This is a genomic window from Enterobacter cloacae complex sp. IR5428, assembly GCF_049238585.1.
In the GTDB taxonomy this organism is placed as follows: Bacteria; Pseudomonadota; Gammaproteobacteria; order Enterobacterales; family Enterobacteriaceae; genus Enterobacter; species Enterobacter intestinihominis.
The window spans coordinates 15,214-40,283 of record NZ_JBMKHV010000023.1 but is presented as its reverse complement, the minus strand read 5'-3'; the positions used below and the strand labels follow the sequence as shown (position 1 = coordinate 40,283).

23 protein-coding genes and 2 tRNA genes are annotated in these 25,070 nt (G+C 55.1%); 18 read left to right on the top strand and 7 right to left on the bottom strand.

Annotated elements, in window-relative coordinates:
• Window positions 1–42: 42 nt before the first annotated feature.
• Window positions 43–119 (top strand) — tRNA-Asp (locus tag ACOTXC_RS21665).
• A 160-nt stretch (window positions 120–279) separates the two neighbouring features.
• A complete protein-coding gene (dkgB, locus tag ACOTXC_RS21660; RefSeq protein WP_048966286.1) occupies window positions 280–1,083 on the top strand; it encodes a 2,5-didehydrogluconate reductase DkgB in 804 nt (267 codons plus the stop codon).
• A 30-nt stretch (window positions 1,084–1,113) separates the two neighbouring features.
• Here the strand turns inward: dkgB and yafC are convergent, their stop codons facing one another.
• The gene (gene yafC, locus ACOTXC_RS21655) at window positions 1,114–2,019 is read right to left on the bottom strand and encodes a DNA-binding transcriptional regulator YafC (protein ID WP_022647124.1); all 906 of its coding nucleotides are present in this window, start codon (window positions 2,017–2,019) and stop codon (window positions 1,114–1,116) included.
• A 104-nt stretch (window positions 2,020–2,123) separates the two neighbouring features.
• On the opposite strand from yafC, the gene ACOTXC_RS21650 reads away from it, so the two are divergent.
• The 3 genes from ACOTXC_RS21650 to ACOTXC_RS21640 all read left to right on the top strand — a co-directional run bounded on the left by ACOTXC_RS21650 (window position 2,124) and on the right by ACOTXC_RS21640 (window position 5,088).
• Window positions 2,124–3,299 carry an MFS transporter gene (locus tag ACOTXC_RS21650; RefSeq protein WP_022647125.1) on the top strand — a complete coding sequence of 392 codons (1,176 nt, stop codon included), beginning with the start codon at window positions 2,124–2,126 and terminating at the stop codon, window positions 3,297–3,299.
• A 137-nt stretch (window positions 3,300–3,436) separates the two neighbouring features.
• On the top strand, window positions 3,437–4,237 hold the full coding sequence (locus tag ACOTXC_RS21645; RefSeq protein ID WP_032621812.1) for an endonuclease/exonuclease/phosphatase family protein: 801 nt from the start codon (window positions 3,437–3,439) through the stop codon (window positions 4,235–4,237).
• Window positions 4,238–4,314: 77 nt separating this feature from the next.
• A complete protein-coding gene (locus ACOTXC_RS21640; RefSeq protein WP_023299379.1) occupies window positions 4,315–5,088 on the top strand; it encodes a class I SAM-dependent methyltransferase in 774 nt (257 codons plus the stop codon).
• Window positions 5,089–5,140: 52 nt separating this feature from the next.
• On the opposite strand, the gene mltD is transcribed toward ACOTXC_RS21640, so the two are convergent.
• The gene (gene mltD, locus ACOTXC_RS21635; protein ID WP_022647128.1) at window positions 5,141–6,505 is read right to left on the bottom strand and encodes a murein transglycosylase D; all 1,365 of its coding nucleotides are present in this window, start codon (window positions 6,503–6,505) and stop codon (window positions 5,141–5,143) included.
• A 68-nt stretch (window positions 6,506–6,573) separates the two neighbouring features.
• Window positions 6,574–7,332, bottom strand: a complete 759-nt coding sequence (gene gloB, locus ACOTXC_RS21630; protein WP_126490716.1) for a hydroxyacylglutathione hydrolase — start codon at window positions 7,330–7,332, stop codon at window positions 6,574–6,576.
• A gap of 32 nt (window positions 7,333–7,364) precedes the next feature.
• Here gloB and ACOTXC_RS21625 point away from each other — a divergent pair, with 32 nt between their 5' ends.
• Complete coding sequence (locus ACOTXC_RS21625) at window positions 7,365–8,081, top strand: class I SAM-dependent methyltransferase (protein WP_023305478.1); 717 nt, start codon at window positions 7,365–7,367, stop codon at window positions 8,079–8,081.
• Here ACOTXC_RS21625 and rnhA read toward each other — a convergent pair whose 3' ends face one another.
• Entirely contained in the window at window positions 8,082–8,660 is a 579-nt protein-coding gene (gene rnhA / locus ACOTXC_RS21620; protein WP_160840538.1) for a ribonuclease HI, read from the bottom strand.
• On the opposite strand from rnhA, the gene dnaQ reads away from it, so the two are divergent.
• From dnaQ to ACOTXC_RS21575, 9 genes are all read left to right on the top strand, one after another.
• Entirely contained in the window at window positions 8,614–9,345 is a 732-nt protein-coding gene (dnaQ, locus tag ACOTXC_RS21615) for a DNA polymerase III subunit epsilon (protein ID WP_072201000.1), read from the top strand. The genes rnhA and dnaQ overlap by 47 nt on opposite strands.
• Before the next feature lie 132 nt (window positions 9,346–9,477).
• A tRNA-Asp gene (locus ACOTXC_RS21610) sits at window positions 9,478–9,554 on the top strand.
• A 387-nt stretch (window positions 9,555–9,941) separates the two neighbouring features.
• Window positions 9,942–10,661 (top strand): FadR/GntR family transcriptional regulator, encoded by a 720-nt coding sequence (locus ACOTXC_RS21605; protein ID WP_045308941.1) that lies wholly within the window; start codon window positions 9,942–9,944, stop codon window positions 10,659–10,661.
• A complete protein-coding gene (locus ACOTXC_RS21600; protein WP_032624803.1) occupies window positions 10,658–11,671 on the top strand; it encodes an ABC transporter ATP-binding protein in 1,014 nt (337 codons plus the stop codon). Before ACOTXC_RS21605 ends, ACOTXC_RS21600 begins: the two co-directional genes overlap by 4 nt.
• Window positions 11,668–12,750, top strand: coding sequence for an ABC transporter ATP-binding protein (locus tag ACOTXC_RS21595; RefSeq protein WP_022647134.1), 1,083 nt, complete (start codon window positions 11,668–11,670; stop codon window positions 12,748–12,750). The genes ACOTXC_RS21600 and ACOTXC_RS21595 overlap by 4 nt, the downstream gene beginning before the upstream one ends.
• A 2-nt stretch (window positions 12,751–12,752) precedes the next feature.
• Window positions 12,753–14,267: an ABC transporter substrate-binding protein gene (locus ACOTXC_RS21590; RefSeq protein ID WP_421767951.1), complete on the top strand. Its 1,515-nt coding sequence runs from the start codon at window positions 12,753–12,755 to the stop codon at window positions 14,265–14,267.
• Between the two features lie 18 nt (window positions 14,268–14,285).
• The gene (locus tag ACOTXC_RS21585; RefSeq protein ID WP_022647136.1) at window positions 14,286–15,227 is read left to right on the top strand and encodes an ABC transporter permease; all 942 of its coding nucleotides are present in this window, start codon (window positions 14,286–14,288) and stop codon (window positions 15,225–15,227) included.
• A gap of 2 nt (window positions 15,228–15,229) precedes the next feature.
• Window positions 15,230–16,105 (top strand): ABC transporter permease, encoded by an 876-nt coding sequence (locus ACOTXC_RS21580; RefSeq protein WP_022647137.1) that lies wholly within the window; start codon window positions 15,230–15,232, stop codon window positions 16,103–16,105.
• A 9-nt stretch (window positions 16,106–16,114) separates the two neighbouring features.
• Entirely contained in the window at window positions 16,115–17,716 is a 1,602-nt protein-coding gene (locus tag ACOTXC_RS21575) for a gamma-glutamyltransferase family protein (protein WP_108368055.1), read from the top strand.
• Window positions 17,717–17,757: 41 nt separating this feature from the next.
• Here the strand turns inward: ACOTXC_RS21575 and ACOTXC_RS21570 are convergent, their stop codons facing one another.
• Together ACOTXC_RS21570 and fadE are read right to left on the bottom strand one after the other, a co-directional pair.
• On the bottom strand, window positions 17,758–18,528 hold the full coding sequence (locus ACOTXC_RS21570; protein ID WP_023305484.1) for an amidohydrolase: 771 nt from the start codon (window positions 18,526–18,528) through the stop codon (window positions 17,758–17,760).
• Between the two features lie 107 nt (window positions 18,529–18,635).
• Window positions 18,636–21,080 (bottom strand): acyl-CoA dehydrogenase FadE, encoded by a 2,445-nt coding sequence (fadE, locus tag ACOTXC_RS21565; protein WP_108368054.1) that lies wholly within the window; start codon window positions 21,078–21,080, stop codon window positions 18,636–18,638.
• 239 nt (window positions 21,081–21,319) lie between these two features.
• Here fadE and lpcA point away from each other — a divergent pair, with 239 nt between their 5' ends.
• Together lpcA and ACOTXC_RS21555 are read left to right on the top strand one after the other, a co-directional pair.
• The gene (lpcA, locus tag ACOTXC_RS21560; protein WP_003863232.1) at window positions 21,320–21,898 is read left to right on the top strand and encodes a D-sedoheptulose 7-phosphate isomerase; all 579 of its coding nucleotides are present in this window, start codon (window positions 21,320–21,322) and stop codon (window positions 21,896–21,898) included.
• Window positions 21,899–21,946: 48 nt separating this feature from the next.
• The gene (locus ACOTXC_RS21555; protein ID WP_017383120.1) at window positions 21,947–22,714 is read left to right on the top strand and encodes a class II glutamine amidotransferase; all 768 of its coding nucleotides are present in this window, start codon (window positions 21,947–21,949) and stop codon (window positions 22,712–22,714) included.
• Here the strand turns inward: ACOTXC_RS21555 and dpaA are convergent.
• The gene (gene dpaA / locus ACOTXC_RS21550) at window positions 22,685–23,425 is read right to left on the bottom strand and encodes a peptidoglycan meso-diaminopimelic acid protein amidase (RefSeq protein WP_006810008.1); all 741 of its coding nucleotides are present in this window, start codon (window positions 23,423–23,425) and stop codon (window positions 22,685–22,687) included. The two genes, ACOTXC_RS21555 and dpaA, sit on opposite strands and share 30 nt — an antisense overlap.
• A 300-nt stretch (window positions 23,426–23,725) precedes the next feature.
• Here dpaA and ACOTXC_RS21545 point away from each other — a divergent pair, with 300 nt between their 5' ends.
• Window positions 23,726–25,069 carry a Na(+)-translocating NADH-quinone reductase subunit A gene (locus ACOTXC_RS21545; protein WP_023295963.1) on the top strand — a complete coding sequence of 448 codons (1,344 nt, stop codon included), beginning with the start codon at window positions 23,726–23,728 and terminating at the stop codon, window positions 25,067–25,069.
• Window position 25,070 lies beyond the last annotated feature (1 nt).

Genomic DNA, 25,070 nt, shown 5'->3' with positions numbered 1-25,070 from the left:
GTAAGCCGGTGCATTAATCCGGTGGTTACAGAAGTATTCGGTGGAGCGGTAGTTCAGTCGGTTAGAATACCTGCCTGTCACGCAGGGGGTCGCGGGTTCGAGTCCCGTCCGTTCCGCCACTTATTAAAAGCCCTGAGCTAACGCTCAGGGCTTTTTTCATATCTGTCGTTTTACTATTGCGAAATTAGCAAAAATCCTCTGCATTTTACGATCTTTTTCGATATAACAACCACAGCGATAATCCTCCTCAGTTTACGAACATAACGATTGAGGAATGATATGACTATCCCTGCACTGGGTCTGGGCACTTTTCGCCTGAAGGACGACGTTGTTATCGCATCTGTTAAAACCGCACTCGAGTTGGGCTATCGCGCTATTGATACGGCGCAGATTTATGACAACGAAGCTGCCGTAGGTCAGGCTATCGAGGAGAGCGGCGTACCGCGCCATGAGCTTTTCATCACCACCAAAATCTGGATTGAGAACCTCAGCAAAGACAAACTGATCCTAAGCCTGAAGGAAAGTCTGAAAAAGCTGCGTACTGACTATGTTGATCTGACGCTGATCCACTGGCCATCACCTGGCGATGCCGTCTCTGTAGAGGAGTTCATGCAGGCGCTGCTGGAAGCAAAAGAGCAGGGCTTGACGCGTGAAATTGGTATCTCGAATTTCACTATCCCATTGATGGAAAAAGCCATTGCCGCAGTGGGTAAAGAGAATATTGCTACTAACCAGATTGAACTCTCTCCTTACCTGCAAAACCGCAAAGTTGTGGACTGGGCGAAACAGCATGGCATTCACATCACCTCGTACATGACGCTGGCATATGGTAAGGCCCTGAAAGATGAAGTGATTGCACGCATCGCTGAAAAACACAATGCAACAGCTGCACAGGTGATCCTGGCATGGGCGATAGGTGAAGGATATGCCGTGATCCCGTCTTCAACCAAACGTGAAAACCTGGCAAGTAACCTGTTAGCGTGGGATCTCCAGCTCGATGATGAAGATAAAAAAGCGATCGCTGCACTGGAATGCAACGATCGTCTGGTCAGTCCCGAAGGGTTAGCACCTAACTGGGATTAGTAAAAACCCTCCCTCTGTGCCTTTAAACCCTCATACAGCTCCTCCGGGAGCTGTTTTTATATGCTCACTAAGGAAGTCGATAAATGCGCGTATGCGCGTACTTACCGCTCTGTCACTGTAATACACCGCGCTAAAAGGCATCTCTACAGGTAAGCGTTTGTCAGCCATTAGCTCAACTAGCTGGCCCGCGGCAATTTCCTTATCAATCATATAGTCTGATAAACAGGCGATCCCGTTTCCTTCAAGACATAGCTGTTTCAGCGTTTCCCCGCTATTAGACGAAAGTCCGCAGGTGATCTCATGAAGTTGTCCGTCATGACAGGCCACGGGCCAGGTGTTCAGCGAGACAGGTTCCGTAAAGCCCAGGCACAGGTGCTGCTTCAGCTCCTCAACGGTCTCAGGTTTGCCATGCTCTGCAATATATTGCGGTGACGCGATAATTTTGCGGTAGCTGGTGAACAGAGGGCGAGCGCGTAAACTTGAATCCGTCAGGGTTCCCGCGCGGATCGCCACATCAACTTTACGCTCAATCAGGTTAATAAACGTCTCAGAAGAGACCAGAGACAGGGTCATCTCCGGGTAGCGTTCGCGGAAGGGTTTAATCAACGGCATCAGGAAATGCAGCACGACCGGCGTCGCCGCATCTATGCGCAGCAGCCCACGCGGCGTGCTGCGAGATTCCATGATTTCCGTTTCTGCTGCCGCCATCTCCTGCAAAACGGACTGCACGCGTCGAAAATAACGTTCACCTTCTTCCGTCAGGCTGAGCTGCCGCGTTGTTCTGTTGAGCAGACTCACCCCGAGCTTCATCTCCAGCTTTTTCACCGAGCGGCTGATGGCGGAGTTCGCCTGTCCGAGCTGTTCGGCAGCACGGCTGAAGCTGCCGCTTTCAACAACGGCAACGAAGACAGTCAGTTCTTCCGATGTGGCTTTCATTATTGCATCACCTGCAAAATTCTATTGAGATTCTAACCATTTTTGTTATTTAAACACTGGCGCATACTGCCTGTCATCTTAATCCTGAAGAGACGGAGTATTTTATGCCACTGGCGCTTCTTGCCCTGACGATCAGTGCCTTCGCAATTGGCACGACCGAATTTGTTATTGTAGGACTTGTTCCTACCATTGCTGAACAACTCGCTATCTCGCTGCCTTCTGCCGGGCTGCTGGTATCTATTTACGCGTTAGGCGTCGCTGTTGGGGCGCCTGTGCTGACCGCACTGACTGGACGCTTTCCACGTAAACAACTGTTAGTTGCCCTGATGGTGCTCTTCACCGCTGGCAATATTCTGGCGTGGCAGTCACCGGATTACTCCACGCTGGTCATTGCCCGCCTGCTGACAGGCCTCGCGCACGGTGTCTTCTTCTCCATCGGTTCCACGATTGCAACCAGCCTGGTGCCAAAAGAGAAAGCGGCGTCAGCCATTGCGATTATGTTTGGTGGCTTAACCGTCGCGCTGGTCACCGGCGTGCCGTTAGGAACGTTTATCGGACAACATTTTGGCTGGCGTGAAACCTTCCTCGCGGTATCGCTGTTGGGCGTGATTGCTCTGGTAGCCAGCCTGCTGCTGGTGCCCTCCAGTATTCCGGGACGCGCGAGCGCCAGCCTGAGCGATCAGGTTAAAGTTCTGACACACCCGCGCCTGCTGCTGATCTATGCCGTTACGGCCCTGGGTTATGGAGGTGTGTTCACTGCGTTCACCTTCCTTGCACCGATGATGCAGGAACTGGCTGGTTTTTCTCCGGGCGCGGTGAGCTGGATTTTACTGGGCTACGGTATCTCCGTCGCAATCGGCAATATCTGGGGCGGCAAGCTTGCGGATAAGCATGGTGCGGTACCGGCGCTGAAATTCATCTTCGCCGCCCTGGTTGCCCTGCTGATGATTTTCCAGTTCACCGCATCGATGCAATACGCCGCGCTGGTAACGGTGTTGGTTATGGGGATATTCGCTTTTGGTAACGTGCCGGGATTGCAGGTATATGTTGTGCAGAAAGCCGAACGTTATACGCCTAATGCGGTGGATGTCGCATCTGGGCTGAATATCGCCGCATTTAATATCGGTATCGCACTCGGTTCGGTTATCGGTGGGCAGGTGGTTGAACATGTTGGATTAACCCAAACGCCATGGATTGGTGCGGTAATTGTGCTTATCGCTTTCCTCCTTATTGGTCTCAGTGGACGGCTTGATAAACCCGCTCGCGTTGCACTTGGATAAGTATCAGTAAGTGCTTGCTTACAAAACTGGAAAGCGGTTTCTCAGTAATTGCGTTGAAAGTGTGACCTAAAATCCCTATAACATTAGAACCAGTCCGTTTTCCGGGCTGGTTCATGTTACAGAGGCCGTTTCCAAAAGTGCGAAAAAATACCTATGCCATGCGTTATGTTGCCGGAATGCCTGCGGAGAGGATCTTGCCTCCGGGGTCGTTTGCGAGCCTTAGCCAGGCATTACCAGCGGGCACTCCATTAAGCAGTGACGAAAAAATTCGCGTACTGGTGTGGAACATCTTTAAGCAACAGCGTGCGGAGTGGTTATCCGTACTTCAAAATTTTGGTAAAGATGCGCATCTGGTTCTGTTACAGGAGGCGCAAACCACGCCTGAACTGGTCAGGTTTGCAACGACGAACTATCTTGCAGCCGATCAGGTGCCTGCCTTTGTTCTGCCACAGCATCCTTCCGGGGTGATGACCCTTTCAGCCGCACATCCGGTCTATTGCTGCCCGCTGCGTGAACGTGAGCCGATCCTGCGTCTGGCAAAATCAGCGCTGGTCACGGTCTATCCGTTGCCCGACACCCGCCTGCTGATGGTGGTAAACATTCATGCGGTGAACTTCAGCCTGGGTGTTGATGTGTACAGTAAGCAGTTACTTCCCATCGGCGATCAGATTGCTCATCACAGTGGGCCGATCATTATGGCCGGGGACTTCAATGCCTGGAGCCGTCCGCGTATGAACGCGTTGTACCGCTTCGCGCGTGAAATGTCGCTGCGTGAAGTTCGTTTTAACGATGACCAGCGCAAGAAAGCGTTTGGTCGTCCTCTCGATTTTGTCTTCTATCGGGGTTTAAGCGTGCACGACGCCTCCGTTCTGGTGACGCGCGCCTCCGATCATAATCCTCTACTAGTCGAATTCAGTCCCGGCAAACCTGATAAATAATGGTGCGTCAGGTCTGCCGTGGGGCAGGCCTGTGCGGGTGCTGCCCTTTATTTTTTAACCCATAAAAGGACAGCAACATGACAACAACACACTCCCATCATGACAACGTCGAAAAACAGTTTGGTTCTCAGGCAAGTGCCTACCTGAGCAGTGCCGTACATGCCTCTGGCCGCGATCTGGTACGTCTCGGCGAACGGCTCGCCGCGTTTCCTGACGCGCACGTGCTGGACTTAGGCTGCGGAGCGGGGCACGCCAGTTTTACCGCCGCACAGCAGGTTGCTCAGGTGACGGCGTATGACTTATCGAGCCAGATGCTGGATGTGGTTGCTGAAGCGGCGAAAGCGAAAGGGCTGAATAACGTCACGACGCGACAGGGCTACGCTGAATCTTTACCCTTTGAGGATGCATCCTTTGAGGCTGTGATTAGCCGTTACTCTGCACACCACTGGCATGATGTGGGGCAGGCATTACGGGAAGTGAAACGCGTGCTCAAACCGGGCGGAATATTCATCATCATGGACGTGATGTCTCCCGGGCATCCGGTACGGAATATCTGGCTCCAGACGGTTGAAGCGCTGCGTGATACCTCGCACGTGCAAAACTACTCCAGTGGAGAGTGGCTTACGTTTATCACCGAAGCTGGCTTGATTTCACGCTCATTGATAACCGACCGTTTGTCGCTGGAGTTCACGTCATGGATTGCACGGATGCGCACACCGGAGGCATTAACTCAGGCGATCCGATTGTATCAGGAGAGTGCCTCTGCTGACGTCAAGGCGTACTTTGAATTGCATGACGATGGTTCGTTTACCAGCGACACCATTATGGCTGAAGCGCAAAAAGCGGGATAAACAAAAAAGGCACCGAGGGGAATCGGTGCCTTTTTAATAAGCGATCGTACTATCAGGAATCTGGCGTAGCGCTGTTTTTCACAAACAACGTCAGCTGGTCGCCAGGTTGCAGGTTGTCAGTATCGTTGTTCCAGCGCATCACATCTTTGATGTTTACGCCGTGACGCTTAGCAATACTGGACAGCGAGTCGCCTTTACGTACGCGATAGGTAATGCTATCGCTGTTTTTAGCGAGACGCTGTGCGCTGCTACCTGCACCTACGGTCAGCGTTTGACCCACTTTCAGACCGGATCCGCGCAGATTATTCCACTGCTGGAGATCTTTCGTATTCACGCCAAGACGTGATGCAATACCTGAAAGCGTATCACCTGAACGCACCTTATAGCTGCGGCTGCTTACAGGCGACGTATCAGCAATCAGCGTAGACTGAACGGCTGCAATTTCACCCGAAGCTAAAGACTCACGTAACTGCTCCGCGTGTTTCTGCGGAACCATCACATAGCGCGGGCCGCTTGCACCCAGCGTGGAGCCTTTAACACCTGCATTAAAGGTTTTAAGCTTACTTACCGACATACCCGTCATATCGGCAACCTGTTGAATATCAACAGGGCTGCTGAGGCGAACACGCGCCAGTGCACGACTTTCGTCTGGTGTTGGCAGTTGTACACCGTAACGTTTGCTGTTCTTGAGAATGTCACTCAGTGCCAGCATTTTCGGTACGTAAATCTTTGTTTCCTGTGGCAGTGAGAGCGACCAGAAGTCTGTGGATTTTCCACGCGCTTTATTCGCTTTCATTGCCTTCAGTACACGACCTTCACCACTGTTATACGCCGCGACAGTCAATAACCAGTCGCCGTCAAACATCTTGTTCAGACGTTGCATCATGTCGAGAGCGGCTGTCGTTGAAGCGACAACATCACGACGCGCATCGTAGTTGCGGGTCTGCTTTAAACCATAATTTCGCCCTGTGCTCGGAATGATCTGCCAGATGCCTGCTGCATTGGCGCCAGACGTCGCGTGCGGGTCAAAAGCGCTCTCCACTATGGGTAGTAGTACCAGTTCCATAGGCATGTTACGTTTCTTAACTTGCCCTGCTATCCAGTACATATACGGCTCTGCCCGTAATGTTACATCGTGGAGATAGCTCTTATTTCTCAAATACTTCTGTTTCTGTTCGCGAATCCGGCTGTTTTCCGGAATTCCCATCTTTAGCTCGTCGCCAATAGAGGCCCACAAGTCTTGTTCCTGCGCGAAGGATGTCCCATCGTCCAACCATCGCGCCTGACTCGTAAACTTCCCTGCTTCCCCTTGACCAGCCGCAGAAAGGCTCTGTGCGTGCTGTTGTACGTTGCTGCCGTTTTGTGACTGGCAACCTACAAGCAGGACAGAGGCGAGTAATATCGCTTTTGCCTTCATGTGTGTGTCAATAGTTGCTTAAAAGACGAGCGATGATAACGGCGAAATTTTGAAAAGGCAACCCGCAATTATCTGAAGTTATCTTTCTTTGACCTTAACCATGCAAATCGCGCTTCAGGTTGTAACAAATTTGTTTCTTGATTAATTTTATTAATTAAATCAACGTCATTCGTTCTTAAAAATAAATTTATTTGTCGCTCATTTTTCAGAATTACGGGGAGTGTTTTTTGGTTTTTTGCACGTAACTCCTTCACTTTCTGGTAATAATCCTGAATCGCCCGATCCTCTGGTAGTACGCTTGCAGCAAACTTCATATTCCCTAATGTATACTCATGTGCGCAACAAATTACGGTGTCGGCTGGCAGCGCATTAATTTTTTGTAAAGATTGATACATCTGTTCTGGCGTGCCTTCAAACAGCCTTCCACAGCCGCCGGAAAACAGCGTGTCGCCACAAAAAAGATAAGGTTTGCTGTAGAAACAGAGATGACCGGAAGTGTGACCTGGCGTAGCAAATACGGAAAACTCGCACCCGAGGATGAAGATACTTTCGCCTTCTTCGACAACTTGCGTCGTACCCTTATCCTGTGTCTCTGCTGGTCCGTAGACGGGAATATGGGGATAGCGCGCAAGGAGATCGGGAACACCGCCGACATGATCGTGATGGTGATGGGTAAGGAGGATCGCTTCAGGCTGCCAGTCGTTTTCTTCTATCGCGTGCAGGATCGGTACGGATTCGCCGGGATCAACAATGATGCATCTGCGATCGTCATCGACTAAAACCCAGATGTAATTGTCCTGAAAGGCGGAAATACTGATAAGATTCATGCATTACCTCTTATAGCGTGGCGGGTGTTTTGATGAAACCGGCAAGGATACCTCAGACTGTCGCACCACCGGAACGTTGGGCAGAGTTGCCCTGGGGTGAATATTATCGCGAGGCCTTAGAACTTCAGCTTAAACCCTGGCTCGCGAAAATGTATGGTTTTCACCTGCTTAAGATTGGCAATCTGAGCGCAGAAATCAATACCGAAAGCTGCGCTATCTCGCATCAGGTTAGCGTATCGCTTAATGGCTCCCCGGTTCAGGTGAAGGCTGATCCGCTGCATTTGCCTTTTGCGGAAAAATCCATTGATGCCTGTCTGCTCGCCCATACGCTGCCCTGGTGCAGCGATCCCCATCGTCTGCTGCGGGAAGCCGACCGCGTTTTGATTGATGACGGCTGGCTGATCCTGAGCGGTTTTAATCCGCTGAGTCTGATCGGGCTACGTAAACTGACGCCCGTTCTGCGCCGCACGCCGCCATATAACAGCAGGATGTTTACCATGATGCGCCAGCTGGACTGGCTTTCACTGTTAAATTTCGAAGTGCTGAGCTACGGGGGTTTTCAGGTCATCCCCTGGACGCGTAAAGGCGGGGTCTTATTAAGCACCCATTTACCCGCGCTGGGCTGCATGCAATTTATTGTCGCGCGTAAGAGGACGATCCCACTTACGCTCAACCCAATGAAGCAAAGCAAATCAAAAACGCGGATCCGCCAGACCGTGGGTGCCACGCGGCAGTACAAAAAACCGTGATCAGGATTCAGGTTGATAACCTGCATCCTCATGGGTTGGGTTTGATGCCGCCGCGCGAGCCAGCTCGTCACAGCGTTCGTTTTCAGGGTGACCGGCGTGCCCCTTTACCCACTCCCATTTGATTTCGTGCTGACCGAGGGCGGCATCAAGACGCTTCCAGAGATCGACATTCTTGACGGGTTTTTTCTCTGCCGTTTTCCAGCCGCGCTTTTTCCAGTTGTGGATCCATTGGGTAATGCCCTGACGAACATACTGGCTGTCGGTACTCAGCACCACGTCACAATGTTCTTTTAAGGCTTCCAGCGCCACGATGGCCGCCATCAACTCCATGCGGTTGTTGGTGGTCAGGAAATAGCCTTCACTAAATGTTTTTTCATGCTGGCGATAGCGCATAATGGCACCATAGCCGCCGGGCCCTGGGTTACCGAGACAAGATCCATCGGTGAAAATTTCTACCTGTTTACGCATCTCTGGTAGACTTCCTGTATTTGAAACGTTCAGTAAAACGATAAGTCTGACATAAATGACCGCTATGAGCACTGCAATTACTCGCCAGATTGTTCTTGATACCGAAACCACCGGTATGAACCAGATTGGCGCCCACTACGAAGGGCACAAAATCATTGAGATTGGTGCCGTTGAAGTGGTGAACCGTCGTCTTACGGGCAACAACTTCCACGTTTACCTCAAACCCGATCGGCTGGTGGATCCGGAAGCGTTCGGCGTTCACGGGATTGCCGATGAGTTTTTGCTGGATAAGCCCACCTTCGCCGATGTCGCGGATGAATTTCTCGACTACATCAGAGGTGCAGAACTTGTCATTCATAACGCGTCGTTCGATATCGGCTTTATGGACTATGAGTTCAGCAAGCTCAACCGCGATATTCCAAAGACCAATACGTTCTGTAAAGTCACGGATAGCCTGGCGCTGGCAAGGAAGATGTTCCCCGGCAAGCGTAACAGCCTTGATGCCCTGTGCTCTCGCTATGAGATAGACAACACCAAGCGTACCCTGCACGGCGCATTGCTCGATGCCCAGATCCTGGCCGATGTATACCTGACCATGACCGGCGGGCAAACGTCGATAAAATTCAGTATGGAAAATGAATCCCAGCAGACGCGGGATGAAGGCGGCATTCAGCGTGTCGTGCGCCAGGCTAATCGCCTGCGGGTTGTTTTAGCCAGTGATGAAGAGCTAATGAACCACGAATCTCGCCTCGATTTAGTGCAGAAGAAGGGCGGAAGCTGTCTGTGGCGTGGATGAAAAAAGGCGGAAACGTTTGTTAAATCGCCGTTTGGGTGGTTTTTGCAGCAAACGATTCAAAACCTGAGAAAAAGCGTTGACGAGTTCAGAGGCAAACCGTAATATTCGCCTCGTTCCCCAAACGGGAACAGTGGAGCGGTAGTTCAGTCGGTTAGAATACCTGCCTGTCACGCAGGGGGTCGCGGGTTCGAGTCCCGTCCGTTCCGCCACTATTCAGAAAGCCTGAATCAGAAATGATTCAGGCTTTCGTCGTTTTATACCCCCTAAAAACTCACCTATTCTCATTCTATTTTCATTAACAAGAATTTAATAAACAAAGTGCAATTTATTAACAAATGCACATTATTGGTGCGAAATTCGCACTGTTATTGTGCATTATGTCTCCATCTCACCTTCTGCCCTCATGTTGATATGTAATAATTATGTAAAAATAATTCATAAGAAATCATTCAGTTACCTGTCATTCTTCAGAAAACTCATGAACCAATGCGTTATTGGTTCGCTTATTGCTTAATCATTAGCACGATAAGTAGTCCGTCATATCAATAACTTATCGTTAATAAAAATAAAGTCATGATGAAAGCGAGCGAACCAATATGGAAAAACCTTCACGGGTTTTAGCAAATTCCAGCACCGCGCTTGACCAGTTGCGCGGGCTTATCAACCAGCACGAGTCAACACCAGGCACTCCGCTGCCCACTGAACGTGAGCTATCGGAAACACTCGGCGTAGGACGACGCGAAGTGCGTCGCGCGCTGGACGTGCTGGAAGAAGAAGGGCGGATCTGGCGCAAGCAGGGCAAAGGTACCTTCATTGGTCCGGCTGCCCCTGTTGAGCCGTTGGCGCTTCAGGGATTGGTTCAGCAAACCAACCTGCTGGAAGTCATGGAAGCTCGACTACAGCTCGAACCCGGCTTAGCCCGACTTGCGGCACTGCGTGCCACCAGGGAAAACCTCGCGCTCATGCAGCGCATGCTGGAACGCATTGACAAGGTCAGCCCGGATGACCGCGATCTTAACGAACTGTGGGATAGCGCCTTTCACCGCGCCATTGCGGAAGCAGCCGGCAACCGCCTGATGCTAGGGCTTTTCGATGCGATAGATGCCGTCCGCCGGGAGCCCGGCTGGCAGTATTTACGCGAGCTTGCCCGCACCCCCGAACGTGTCGAGAACTACAACGACCACCATCACAAAATCATGTCAGCGATTATTCATCGCCAGCCTAATGAAGCTGCGGCCGCCATGCGCGAACACCTGCTCAGCCTGCAAACCGCCTTGATTCAGGCCATCCACCTTGAGGACGATTCCACGCTATGACGACGATACCCTTTAAGGATTCCACTCCCGTACTGCGGCTGCAAAACCTCAACGTTAAATTCGCGGGCTCGCCGGTGAGTGTGCTCGAAGATATCTCGCTGATGGTAAGGGCGGGCGAAACGCTGGCGCTGGTGGGCGAGTCCGGCTGTGGTAAAAGCATCACTTCCCTGGCGCTGATGGGGTTATTGCCTGCCAGCGCCCGGATCGTCAGCGGGGAGATGCACTTCCGCCGCCACGATCTGCGCAAGCTCTCGCCGCGCGAGTATGCCAATCTGCGCGGCAGCGAGCTGGCGATGATATTCCAGGAGCCCATGACCTCGCTCAACCCGGTTTTCACGCTTGGCGATCAGCTCAGTGAAGCGGTGATGCGCCATCAAACGATCTCCCGGGCTGAGGCGATGACGGTTGCGCTACAGATCCTGGAGAAGGTGCAGATCCCGGCCGCAGAGATGCGCCTCAAGGCTTACCCGCATCAGCTTTCCGGCGGTATGCGCCAGCGCGTGATGATTGCGATGGCCCTGATAAACCATCCCAAATTACTGATCGCTGACGAACCCACTACCGCTCTGGACGTGACCATTCAGGCGCAAATTCTCGCTCTGCTCAATACCTTAAAAGAAGAAACGGGCACGGCGGTGCTGATGATCACCCACGATTTAGGCGTGGTGGCCGAAGTGGCGCAGCAGGTGGCGGTGATGTATGCCGGCCAGGTAGTAGAGCAGGGAAGCGTCGAGGCGATATTTGCCGACCCGCAGCACCCGTACACAATTGGCCTGATGGGCTCGATCCCCTCCCTTGGCGTACGCAAGGGCCAGCTTTCCACCATTCCCGGATCGGTCCCGCTGCCGGAATCTATGCCTCAGGGCTGCCGCTTCGCCACCCGGTGTCCCTTCGCGCAGACGCGCTGTCATGCTGAAAAACCACCGCTCACTATGCTCGGCACGGGTCATCAGGTTGCCTGCTTCCGCGTGCCGCTGGAACAACACATTGCCCTGGGAGAAATTGCATGACCACGCCCATTCTTGAAGCCCGGGATCTGAGCAAGCTTTTCCCCGGCCCGAAAAAACTGTTTACGCCGGCCCGCTTTGTCACGGCTGTTGACCGCGTTTCACTGTCGGTGCTGCCAGGCGAAACGCTGGCTATTGTCGGCGAATCAGGTTCCGGGAAATCCACCCTCGGCCGTCTGCTGCTGCGCCTGCTTGGCGCCAGCGAAGGGCGCGTATTTTATCAGGGTGAGGAGATCACCCACGCCTCAGGCGCACGTCTGAACCAGCTCCGGCGTGAGCTACAGATCATCTTTCAGGATCCCTTCGCCTCGCTGAACCCGCGCATGACGGTAGAACAGATTGTCGGTGAGCCGCTGTGGCTGCACCAGAACATGAAAAAAGCGGATCGCCAGTACCACGTCGCCGAGCTGCTCAGGACGGTCGGCTTGCCCGCGGCCTGGGCCGGACGTTATCCGCACGAATTTTCCGGCGGGCAGCGTCAGCGTATCGGCATTGCGCGCGCGCTGGCGTCAGGCCCAAAGCTGCTGCTGGGCGATGAACCGGTTTCCGCACTGGATGTTTCCGTCCAGGCACAGGTGGTCAATTTACTGGAAAGCCTGAAGCACCAGTTGGGGCTAACGATGGTGATCGTCGCCCACGGTCTGGCGGTTATCCGTCATATGAGCGACCGCGTGGCGGTGATGTATCTTGGGCAAATCGTCGAGCTGGCCACCGTCGACGATATCTTCGACGCGCCGCTGCATCCTTATACCCAGGCATTAATTGCCTCTGCGCCGCAAATGCAGCCAGGCGTAGCGCGGGATGCGCCGCTGTTGCAGGGTGATTTACCGAACCCGGCTAATCCGCCCTCCGGCTGCCGTTTCCACACCCGTTGCCCCTATGTTAGCGATGAATGTCGTCAGGTTGAGCCGATTCATCAGGTAATCGACGGCGGACGTCAGGTCGCCTGCCACCGCTGGCAGGAGATTAATCGCGATCGCAGCGTTATACAGATCGCACCGCCATCCGCCGCATTTTTGCGCCGCCGCGCGCTGTTTGAACACGCGGCTACTCACTCCTCCCTTCCTTCAAGGAACTCATGATAATGACAATGCGTAATTCTCTTTTGACCGTACTGGGAAGTGTTATGTTGCTTGGTGCGGCGCTGCCCGCCCATTCTGAAAGCGTGCTGCGAATCGGCCTGGGTGCAGATCCGGACATGCTGGACCCGCATCTGGCGCGTACCTATTATGGCCGCTTCGTCTTTGCCTCCCTGTGTGACCGGCTGGTGGACGTGGACGAGCACCTCAAGGTGGTGCCGGGACTGGCGAAATCCTGGGCGTGGAGCGATGACGGCAAAACGCTGACCCTGGATCTCCGTGAAGGCGTGGCCTTCCACGACGGTGAAAAATTCGATGCCGCCGCCGCGAAATACAACCTCGACCGGGCCCTGACGCTAAAAGGCTCTCTGCGTAAAAGTGAACTCTCTTCCGTTGAGTCGGTGGAGGTCACCGGCCCGATGCAGATAGCCCTGCACCTGAAAACGCCGGATGCCGCACTTCTGATGCAGCTCACCGATCGCGCAGGCGCAATGATGGCGCCGGAAGCCGCGAAAAAAGCCGATTTTGCCGCCCATCCGGTCTGTTCCGGCCCCTATAAATTCGACAGCCGCGTGTCGCAGGACCGCATTGTGCTGACCCGCTTCGACAACTACTGGAACAAAGACGCCTACCACTTCGATAAAATTATCTATCTGCCGATCCCGGATGCCTCCGTGCGCCTGGCGAACCTGCGCGCGGGCGATCTCGACCTGACCGAAGGCATTGCCGCCAGCGACGTCAAAACCGTCGAAGCCGACAGCAAGCTGGCGCTGGCGAAGGTGACGGGCCTCGGATACCAGGGCATCACCTTCAATATTAACAATGGCAAAGTCCCGGCGAACGATCCCTTCAAAGATGCCCGCGTGCGTGAAGCATTTTCCCAGGCCATCGATCGCGATGCTTTAAACCAGGTAGTGTTCGAAGGGCTTTACACTCCGGCAAACCAGGCGTTTTCGCCGGTAAGCCCGTATCACGTCAATCTTCCGGTTCCCCCGCGTGACGTCGACAAAGCCAAAGCGCTGCTGAAAGCCGCAGGCGTCACCGCGCCGCTGACCGTCAATCTACTGGTGCCGAACAACCCAACCTCGCAGCAGGTGGGCCAGGTATTGCAGGCGATGGTGGCAGAGGCGGGCTTTAACCTGAACCTGCAAATGACCGAGTTCGCCACGCTGCTGGATCGCCAGCAGAGCGGTGACTACCAGTTGAGCTTCTCCGGCTGGTCGGGTCGCCCGGATCCAGATGGCAGCATCTACGGCTTTATCAACAGCAAAGGCACCCTCAACGACGGCCGCTACAGCAATGCTCAGATGGATGAATGGCTGACGCAGGCGCGCCAGAGCACCGATCAGGCCGCTCGCCAGCCGCTGTATGACAAGGTTGTGAAGCAGCTTCAGACCGATATGCCGATTGCATACCTTTACTTCGAACCGCGCATTTTTGGCCTGAACAAGCGCGTGCAGGGCTTTAAAGCGTACCCGGACGGCATTGTGCGTCTGGCTGGCTTAACGCTGGCGAAATAAACCTCCTGAGGAGAACCCATGCTGGAACTGATTTGCAAACGTCTGCTGCTGGCTATACCCACTCTGCTGTTGGTGAGCATGATGGTGTTTGGCCTGCAAAAGCTGCTGCCTGGCGATCCGCTGATTGCCATGGCCGGGGAGGAGCGCGATCCGGCGGTGATCGCCCAGCTGCGTGCTGAGCTGAATCTGGACGCGCCGATCCCCGTGCAGTATTTCAACTGGCTGACGCGGGCGCTGCAAGGCGATCTGGGTGTCTCCTTACGCACTCATGAGCCGGTCACGCAACTGATTGCCAGCAAGCTGCCGGTCACGCTGGAACTGTCGCTGCTGGCGATGATTATCGCGCTGGTGTTTGGTATCAGCATGGGGATCCTCGCGGCGGTGAACAAAAACAGCTGGGTCGATCACGGGGCGAACTTTGTGGCGATCTCGGGGATCTCAATACCGCACTTCTGGCTGGGGATCCTGCTGATTCTGGTCTTTTCAGTAAACCTGCAATGGTTGCCTGCGTCCGGTTATGTGCCGTTCAGTGAAGATCCGATCCAGAACCTGCGGACATTGCTGCTGCCCGCGTCCGTGCTCGGAACCGGCCTGGCGGCGACGCTGATGCGCCATACCCGCGCGTCGATGATTGCGGTGCTGAAAGCGGATTACATCCGCACCGCGCGCGCTAAGGGGCTGCTGCCGAAAGCGGTGATCCTGAAGCACGCCTTTCGCAATGCGCTGGTGCCGGTGATCACCCTCACCACGCTGCTGTTCGGCGAGCTGCTGGGCGGGGCGGTGCTGACCGAGCAGGTGTTCACCATTCCGGGCTTCGGCAAAATGATCGTCGACTCGGTGTTCAACCGCGACTACGCGGTGGTGCAGGGCGTAGTGCTGATCGTGGCGATCGGTTTCCTGATGCTCAACCTGCTGGCTGACGTGCTCTACGTCCTTATCAACCCGAAAATGCGAGGTTAACCATGGCGGAACTGACGACGCAAACCGTGGCGCCCGCGCTGCCGCGCGCGCAAAACCGGGTGCTGAAAAAATTCCTCGCCAATAAAAGTGCGGTGATTGGCGCGATTGTGGTGGGCTTTTTTGTGCTGGTAGCGCTGCTGGCGCCGTGGATCGCGCCATTTGACCCGGTCAAAGCTAACTTCCTCGCGGTGCGCAAAGCGCCATCGGCGATGTACTGGTTCGGCACCGACGAGCTGGGGCGCGATATCTTGTCCCGCATTATCTGGGGGGCGAGAACCTCGCTGATGGCGGGCTGTATGTCGGTGGCGATCGCGGTTGTCATCGGCGTGCCGCTGGGGCTGGTGGCGGGTTATTTCCAGAAGATGTGGGACGGGGTGATCTCCCGCTTTATTGAGGCACTGCTGGCCTGTCCATTCCTGATCATGGCGATCGCGCTGGGGGCATTCTTAGGCCCAAGCCTGACGAATGCCATGATCGCTATTGGACTCTCGGCAATGCCGATCTTCGCCCGCCTGACGCGCGGCCAGGTGATCGCCATTCGCAACGAAGAGTACATCGACGGCGCGCGGGCGATTGGCCTGCCGGACCGCTGGATCATCATTAAATACGTTCTGCCCAACGTGATGTCACCTATCCTGGTGCAGGCCACGCTGGCCATTGCCTCGGCGATTATCGCCGAAGCCAGCCTTTCGTTTTTAGGGTTAGGCCAACAGCCGCCGAACCCATCCTGGGGCTCCATGCTCAACACCGCAAAAGGGTTTCTCGAACAGGCGCCGTGGATGTCGGTTTTCCCCGGCGTGGCGATTTTCCTTGCCGTTCAGGGCTTTAATTTACTCGGCGACGGGCTGCGCGATGCGCTCGATCCGCGCCACGACTAAGGAGTCATGATGACCAAAGCGCTCGATTTTACAACCGGTTACGATTCACGACGCCCGCCGATGATGGGCCACAACGCCGTTGCCACCTCGCAGCCGCTGGCGGCACAAGCGGGAATGAAAATGCTACAGCTGGGCGGAAATGCCGTTGATGCGGCGATTGCGACCGCCATGGCGCTGACCGTTGTCGAGCCGACCGGCAACGGCATCGGCAGCGATGCTTTTGCCATTGTCTGGGACGGTGAAAAACTTCACGGTCTGAATGCGTCCGGTCGTTCGCCAGCCAGCTGGCATGCGGATCTGTTTGCCGGAAAAACCGCCGTACCGGAAATCGGCTGGGACGCGGTGACCGTGCCGGGTGCGGTGTCGGGCTGGGTGGCGCTGGCTGAACGTTTTGGCACGCTGCCGCTGACCACGCTCGCGCAGCCAGCCATTGATTACGCGCGTAACGGTTTCCCGGTCTCGCCGCTGATCGGCCATCTCTGGCAGCGCGGCTACAACAAGCTGAAAGATCAGCCCGGGTTTAGTGCATGCTTTGCGCCAGAAGGCCGCGCGCCGCGCGTGGGGGAGATCTTCCGTAACCCGGCGCAGGCGAACTCACTGGAGCTGATCGCCAAAACCAACGGCGACGCGTTTTACCGTGGCGAACTGGCGCAGAAAATTGCCGCCTTCGCCAAAGCACATGGTGCACACCTGACCGAAGCAGACCTGGCGAATCACCGTGTGGACTGGGTGGAACTGCTATCGCGCGACTTCGCGGGCGGTTCGGTGCAGGAATTGCCACCAAACGGTCAGGGGATCGCCACCCTGATTGCGCTCGGCATTCTGGAGCAGTGCGGCATCGAGAAACATCACCCGGATTCCGTGCAGGGGCTGCACCTCTCTATAGAGGCAATGAAGCTGGCGCTGGCGGATCTCGATCGCTACGTTGCGGATGAAGAGCATATGGAGTTTGCCGCCAAAGCGCTGCTGAGCGACCATTATCTGAAGTCGCGCGCCGCGCTTATCAATCACGATAAAGCCTCTGATTTTGTGTACGGATCGCCGACGCAGAGTGGGACGGTTTACCTCAGCGCAGCGGATTCCAGCGGGATGATGATCTCCTTTATTCAGTCCAATTTTATGGGCTTCGGTTCAGGGATCGTGGTGCCGGAGACGGGGATCAGCCTGCAAAACCGCGGCTGCGGCTTTGTGCTCGATCCCAAACACCCGAACGCGCTGGCGGGAAGCAAGCGTCCTTTCCACACCATCATTCCGGGCTTTGCGATGGACGGTAACGGCAAACCGCTGATGTCCTTCGGCGTGATGGGCGGCCCGATGCAGGCGCAGGGGCACATGCAGATGGCGCTGCGCATTATGCTGCACGGGCAAAACCCGCAAGCGGCGATTGACGCCCCGCGCTGGCGCGTGGTGCAGGGCAGGGAAGTGGTTGTTGAATCGACCTTCGATCGCAATACCATCGCGGCGCTGCGCGAGCGCGGACACCAGATCGTGGTGGAAGATCCGCTTCAGGATTACAATTTTGGCGGCGCGCAGGTGATTTACCGTATGCCGGAAGGGCACTACGTGGCTGCGACGGAGAGCCGCAAAGACGGGCAGGCGTTGGTGAGCTGATTTGTAGGCCGGGTAAGGCGCAGCCGCCACCCGGCTTTTTCTTATCCAATGCTAAATGGATCTGCATCCTGCCAGGCCGGAAACTTCTCCCGATACTCCTTTAACGCCGTTAACGAGATCTCAGCGTCAATTCGTGTCGCCTGATGCGGCTCGGCGGTGGCAATAATCTCACCCTGCGGACTGATCACCCGGCTGTCACCGCGATAGTGATGCCCGTTGCCGTCCGTTCCTACGCGGTTACAGCCAACGACATAAGCCTGATTTTCAATCGCGCGCGCGGTCAGTAAAGCCTGCCAGTGCAGGGAGCGTGGGGCGGGCCAGTTGGCGACGTACAACGCCAGGTCATAATCGTTGCGGTTGCGCGACCACACCGGGAAGCGCAGGTCATAGCAGACCAGCGGCAGAATACGCCAGCCGCGCCATTCAAATACCACGCGTTCGTTTCCGGCTTCATAATGTTGATGTTCATCCGCCATGCGGAACAGATGGCGCTTATCGTAGAAATGGACGTTTCCTTCCGGCTCGACCAGCAGGAAGCGATTGACCGGTCCGCGCCCGGTCTGGAGCGCGACGCTGCCGGCAATCAGCGCGTTTGTTTCCTGCGCCCTGGCGTGCATCCAGGCCACCACCTCGTCCTGCGGCATGGACTGTTTTGCTGCCTCCATCGCGAAACCTGTGGTGAACATCTCCGGCAGGACAATCACATCGCGTCCGGTAATCTCTTCCAGCTGGCGATCAAAATGGCGAAGGTTGGCGGGACCGTCCATCCACACTAAAGGTTGCTGCAAAACAGAAATCTTTAAACCAGGCACGATACAGGCTCCTTAATAAACACTTTTTGACACTGTAGCACGTCATTACCAGAAAATGTGGCAATAAAAAACCCCGCGCGGGGCGGGGTTTGTGGGAGCAAAATACCTTATGCCGCTTCAGGTTTGCGGTGCTTCTCTGGCAGCTTTACCGGCTGAGTCGCCAGCTCTTCTGGTTCGAAATCATCCACGTTAATACTGCGCAGACGGCTCTCTTCGGCTTTCACCAGAATCGCAGCTTCGCTGTTGTCGATGATGCCACCCGCCAGCGCCTGTTTTGCCAGCTCATCCAGTCGTGTAAACGGCAGGTTTTTGCCCAGCTGTTTGCAGATCTTCTGGTGAATCGGGTCGGCGGCCATCACGTCAAGCAGCGCTTCTTCCAGCAAACCTACCGGGTTATGCGGGGTAGGTTCCAGGTATTGACCACGGCCAATACGGGAACGGGTTGCGCTTGGTACCTGGAGGATCTTCGCCACTTTATGATCCAGCTTGTCAGACGGTGCCAGATGGTGACGACCGGTCGGGAAGATCACCGCGCGCAGGGCGCCCGCCACGAAGCGGTTCGGGAAGTTTGCCAGCAGGTCGTCAATCGCCTGTTCCGCCTGATACATCGCATCCTGCACGCCCCAGTGCACCAGCGGCAGATCCGCTTCCTGACGGCCTTCATCGTCGTAGCGTTTCAGCACCGCAGAGGCCAGGAAGATCTGGCTCAGCACATCACCCAGACGGGCGGAGATGCGTTCGCGACGCTTCAGGCTTCCGCCCAGAACGGCCATGGAGACGTCAGACAGCAGCGCCAGGTTAGCGCTCAGACGGTTCAGGTGTTGGTAATAACGTTTGGTTGCATCGCGGGTCGGCGTCGCGCTGGTCAGCCCCCGCGTCAGGCCGAGCCAGAAGCTGCGAACTTCATTGCTGCCAACATGGCCGATATGTTTGAACAGCAGCTTGTCGAAGGCATCCACGTCGTTATTCTGCGCGGCGGCCATCTCTTCCAGCACGTACGGATGGCAACGAATCGCCCCCTGGCCGAAGATCATCATGCTACGGGTCAGGATGTTTGCCCCTTCCACGGTGATGGCAATCGGTGCGCCCTGATAGCCGCGCGCCAGGAAGTTGCCTTCGCCAAGCATAATGCCTTTACCGCCTGCGATATCCATTGCATCAATAATTGACTGCTGTGCGCGGTGGGTACAGTGGTACTTCACAATCGCCGACAGCACGGCAGGTTTTTCGCCCAGCATAATACCGTAGGTAATCAGCGAGGCTGCGGCGTCCATCACGTAGGCATTGCCCGCAATGCGCGCCAGCGGCTCTTCGATACCTTCCATCTTGCCGATGGAGATTTTGAACTGACGGCGGATATGCGCGTAAGCCCCAATCCCCATCGCCACCGATTTCAGACCGCCGGTAGAGTTCGACGGCAGGGTAATGCCGCGGCCCACCGACAGACATTCCACCAGCATACGCCAGCCCTGACCGGCCATTTTCGGTCCACCGATGATGTAGTCAATCGGCACAAAGATATCCTGACCGCGAGTCGGGCCGTTCTGGAACGGTACGTTCAGCGGGAAATGACGACGACCAATTTCAACCCCCGGGGTCGAGGTTGGGATCAGCGCACAGGTAATGCCCAGATCTTCATCACCGCCCAGCAGGTTTTCCGGGTCAGAAAGTTTGAACGCCAGACCGAGTACGGTGGCGATAGGCGCCAGGGTGATATAACGTTTGTTCCAGGTCAGGCGCATGCCCAGCACCTGTTCGCCCTGCCATTCGCCCATGCAGACCACGCCAGTATCCGGGATCGCACCGGCATCAGAACCGGCTTCCGGGCTGGTCAGCGCGAAGCACGGAATTTCCTGACCACGCGCCAGACGCGGCAGATAGTGATCTTTCTGCTCTTCCGTACCGTAATGCTGTAACAGCTCGCCCGGGCCTAAGGAGTTTGGCACGCCAACGGTGATCGCCAGGATCCCGGAAACACCCGCCAGTTTTTGCAGGACGCGAGCCTGAGCGTAAGCGGAGAATTCCAGACCGCCGTACTCTTTCTTAATGATCATCGCGAAGAAGCGATGCTCTTTCAGATATGCCCACAGCTCAGGCGGCAGGTCGGCCATTTCGTGAGTGATGGCAAAATCGTTCGCCATGCGGCAGGCTTCTTCCACCGGGCCGTCAATAAAGGCTTGTTCTTCGGCGGTCAGACGCGGCTGCGGGTAGTTGTGCAGCTTTTTCCAGTCCGGGTTGCCCTGGAACAGATCGCCTTCCCACCAGGTCGTGCCCGCATCAATCGCCTCTTTCTCCGTGCGCGACATCGGCGGCATCACTTTACGGAATCCCTTGAACACCGGCGCGGAGATCATCGACTTACGCATCGGCGTCAGGTTAAACGGCAGCAAAATGATTGCCAGGGGAACAAGTACCCAGATATTCCACAGGCCAGCGACGCCAAGTGCAGCCGTCCAGGCCAGAAGAATCAGGCTACTCAGGAATAAACTGACACGGTGATAGAACAACACCCCGAGCAGCACAACGGTTGCGAAAATGCTCAAAATCATCATAAAGAAAAGCTCCCTTGCTTGTAGGAGGTCTGACCACTTGTGATGATATGGTTGTAGTTGATGTCATTTCCTTTAGCAATGTGTTTACAAAATAATTACAACCTGGTTCACATTGTTCGCGTTTTAGCCGGCACAAAAAATCAAAACGCCGGACGATTCGCATGGCTTTAGCTTCTCGCTTTTACTGCTATCCGGTACACTCCACTGTGTTATTTCATCAATACTGAAGGATTATCCTCATGTACCAGGATCTTATTCGTAACGAACTGAACGAAGCGGCGGAAACGCTGGCGAATTTTCTGAAAGATGATGCCAATATTCACGCTATTCAGCGCGCGGCGGTCCTGCTTGCCGACAGTTTCAAAGCCGGCGGTAAAGTGCTCTCCTGCGGTAACGGCGGTTCCCACTGTGACGCCATGCACTTCGCCGAAGAGCTGACCGGACGCTATCGCGAAAACCGTCCGGGCTACCCGGCGATTGCGATTTCCGACGTGAGCCACATCTCCTGTGTAGGCAACGACTTCGGTTACGACCATATCTTTTCCCGCTACGTTGAAGCCGTAGGCCGTGAAGGCGACGTGCTGCTGGGGATCTCCACGTCCGGTAACTCCGCTAACGTGATCAAAGCGATCGCCGCCGCGCGTGAGAAGGGCATGAAAGTGATCACCCTGACCGGGAAAGATGGCGGTAAGATGGACGGTACAGCGGACATTGAAATCCGTGTACCACACTTCGGTTATGCGGATCGCGTTCAGGAAATTCACATCAAAGTGATCCACATCCTGATCCAACTGATCGAAAAAGAGATGGTTAAGTAAGACTTCGCTGGGGGGCGCCGGTGCCCCCCGCTGTTGTGGAGGTGTTCTATGTGCGAACTGCTCGGGATGAGCGCCAATGTGCCAACCGATATCTGCTTTAGTTTCACCGGGCTGGTTCAGCGCGGTGGAGGAACCGGGCCGCATAAAGACGGCTGGGGCATTACCTTCTACGAAGGCAAAGGATGTCGCACGTTTAAAGATCCACAGCCCAGCTTTAACTCACCCATTGCCAGACTGGTGCAGGACTATCCTATTAAATCCTGTTCGGTGATCGCCCATATCCGCCAGGCCAATCGCGGCGAAGTGGCGCTGGAAAATACCCATCCGTTTACCCGTGAACTGTGGGGACGTAACTGGACCTATGCGCACAACGGGCAGCTCTCGGGCTATAAATCACTGGAAACCGGCAATTTTCGTCCTGTCGGTGAAACGGACAGCGAAAAAGCATTTTGCTGGCTGCTGCACAAGCTGACCGAGCGCTACCCCCGTACCCCCGGCAACATGACCGCAGTATTTAAGTACATAGCGTCACTGGCGTCTGAGTTACGCGAGAAGGGCGTGTTTAATATGCTGCTGTCTGACGGACGCTACGTGATGGCATTCTGCTCGACGAATCTGTTCTGGATCACCCGACGTGCGCCGTTTGGCGTCGCCACGCTGCTCGATCAGGATGTGGAAATTGATTTTCAGAAGGAGACCACACCGAACGATGTGGTCACTGTCATTGCAACGCAGCCGCTGACGGGCAACGAAACCTGGCAAAAGATCATGCCAGGCGAGTGGGCGCTATTTTGTCTCGGGGACCGCGTAATTTGACGCCAGCTGAGGCTGAACCACTTCATGGCTGAGCGGTTTACTCACCACGTAACGGCCATTGACGATGGACACCACCGGCGGCTTATGGGTCTGCTCGAAGTAGTCATAACCCGGTTTTAGCTGTTTCCAGAAATCTGTGTAAACAGAGTACTTATGGCGCGCCATGTTGGCATCCGTCATACGGAACGGATAGATGCTGACCTGAACATTCGGCTGGCCGAAGACCAGTGCGCCCGTGACAAACTGGAAGATTTCATCAATGCCGGAATCCGTCATCGCATAACAGCCGACAGACACGCAGGCGCCGTGGATCATCAGGTATTTCCCTTCGTAACCGTGCGCACGGTCGAAGGCATTGGGGAAACCGATGTTAATCGCTTTATAGAAGCGGCTGTCCGGTTTTAGCTGGTTACGCTGAACGTTGTAAAACCCTTCCGGACTTTTGAAGTCACCCTGGCGCTGTTTCGGCCCCAGTCCGCCAGAATAGTTACAGATTTTGTAGCTATCGAGCAGTTGATACGTCTCGCCCATTTTGACAAACAGATCGAGTGTGCGCTCTTCCTTGAAGATTTGAATATAAACAGGGGATCCCATCAACTGCTGTTTATACTCTTTGCTGACCGGCGTCGTTGAACTATTACTGCCAAGCAGCCCGGCAAACGACATGCACGGTATCAGAAGCATCGCAATGAACAATGCGATTTTACGCATACTACTGGTTCCTTGATAAAACAATGACCAACTTGCCAGAACGGCAAAAGACACCCGAAATCAGACTAATCTGGACAGGAGCGCTCACATTAGCACCGATGGAGATTTTCGCAAGAGCCAACCTTTGCGTTTACAAATTAGTTTTACTTTATAACCCATTCATATTGTCCTGACTCCAGGAACTTTGCGCAATAGCTCGCATTTCGGCGCGCCAGACGGCGGATTTACTGCCCTTGGCAGGGCCGAAAATGGTACACTCCGGCCTCTCTGGATTGTTGTTCATGGATACCTGCTAACCACATGTTTAGAATCAGAAAAGGACTCGATCTGCCAATCTCTGGCGTGCCTGAACAGCACGTAACGACCGGCGCCAGTATTCATCATGTCGCTATTGTGGGTGATGATTACGTGGGCATGCGCCCCGCGATGCTTGTACAGGAAGGCGATCGTGTAATAAAAGGCCAGGCACTCTTCGAGGATAAAAAAAATCCTGGCGTTATGTTTACAGCCCCTGCCAGCGGTACCGTCGTCGCCATCCATCGTGGTGAGCGTCGCGTCCTGCAGTCGGTTGTCATTCAAATTGAAGGTGACGAAAAACGCGAGTTTGCGCGTTTTGACGCCGCCGATCTCGCTACCCTCAGCCACGACGCGGTGCAGACGCAACTGCTGGAGTCAGGACTGTGGACGGCGCTTCGCACGCGTCCCTATAGCAAAACGCCCGTACCTGGCACTGTGCCAGCCGCTATCTTCGTTACGGCCATCGACACCAACCCGCTCAGCGCGGATCCGCAGCCTCTTATCCTGGCGGAACGCAAAGCTTTCGATGCCGGCCTCACCGTGTTAACGCGCCTGACGCCGGGCAAAGTGCATGTCTGCCAGGCCAGCGGCGGTAAGCTGGGCGGGCATCCGCAAGGGCAGGTCGCCTTTAATGAATTTGCCGGCCCGCATCCGGCCGGGCTGGTGGGAACGCATATTCATTTCCTGGAGCCGGTAAGCCTGACGAAACAGGTCTGGCATCTTAATTATCAGGACGTGATCGCTATCGGTAAGCTCTTCACCACGGGTGAGCTGTGCGCAGAACGCATTATTGCCATCGGCGGCCCTCAGGCAACCCAACCGCGTCTGGTTCGCACGCTGCTTGGGGCAGACCTGACGGCGCTGTTGGCTGGCGAAACGAAAGAAGGTGAAAACCGCATTATTTCCGGTTCGGTGCTGAGCGGCAGACACGCGACAGGCCCGATGGCCTGGCTGGGTCGTTTCCATCTTCAGGTGAGCGTGGTGCTTGAAGGGCGCGAGAAAGAGCTGTTCGGCTGGGTGCTGCCTGGCGCGGAAAAATACTCGGTAACCCGTACCACGCTCGGCCACTTTTTGCGTCGTAAGCTGTTTAACTTCTCCACCAGCACCAACGGCGGTGAGCGCGCCATGGTCCCGATTGGCAACTACGAACGCGTGATGCCGCTGGATATTCTGCCCACTGTGCTGCTGCGCGATCTGCTGGCCGGCGATACCGACGGTGCCCAGGCGCTGGGCTGTCTGGAGCTGGACGAAGAAGATCTGGCGCTGTGTACCTATGTGTGTCCAGGTAAATACGAATATGGACCCGTATTGCGCGAGGTGTTAACCCGCATTGAGCAGGAAGGATAAC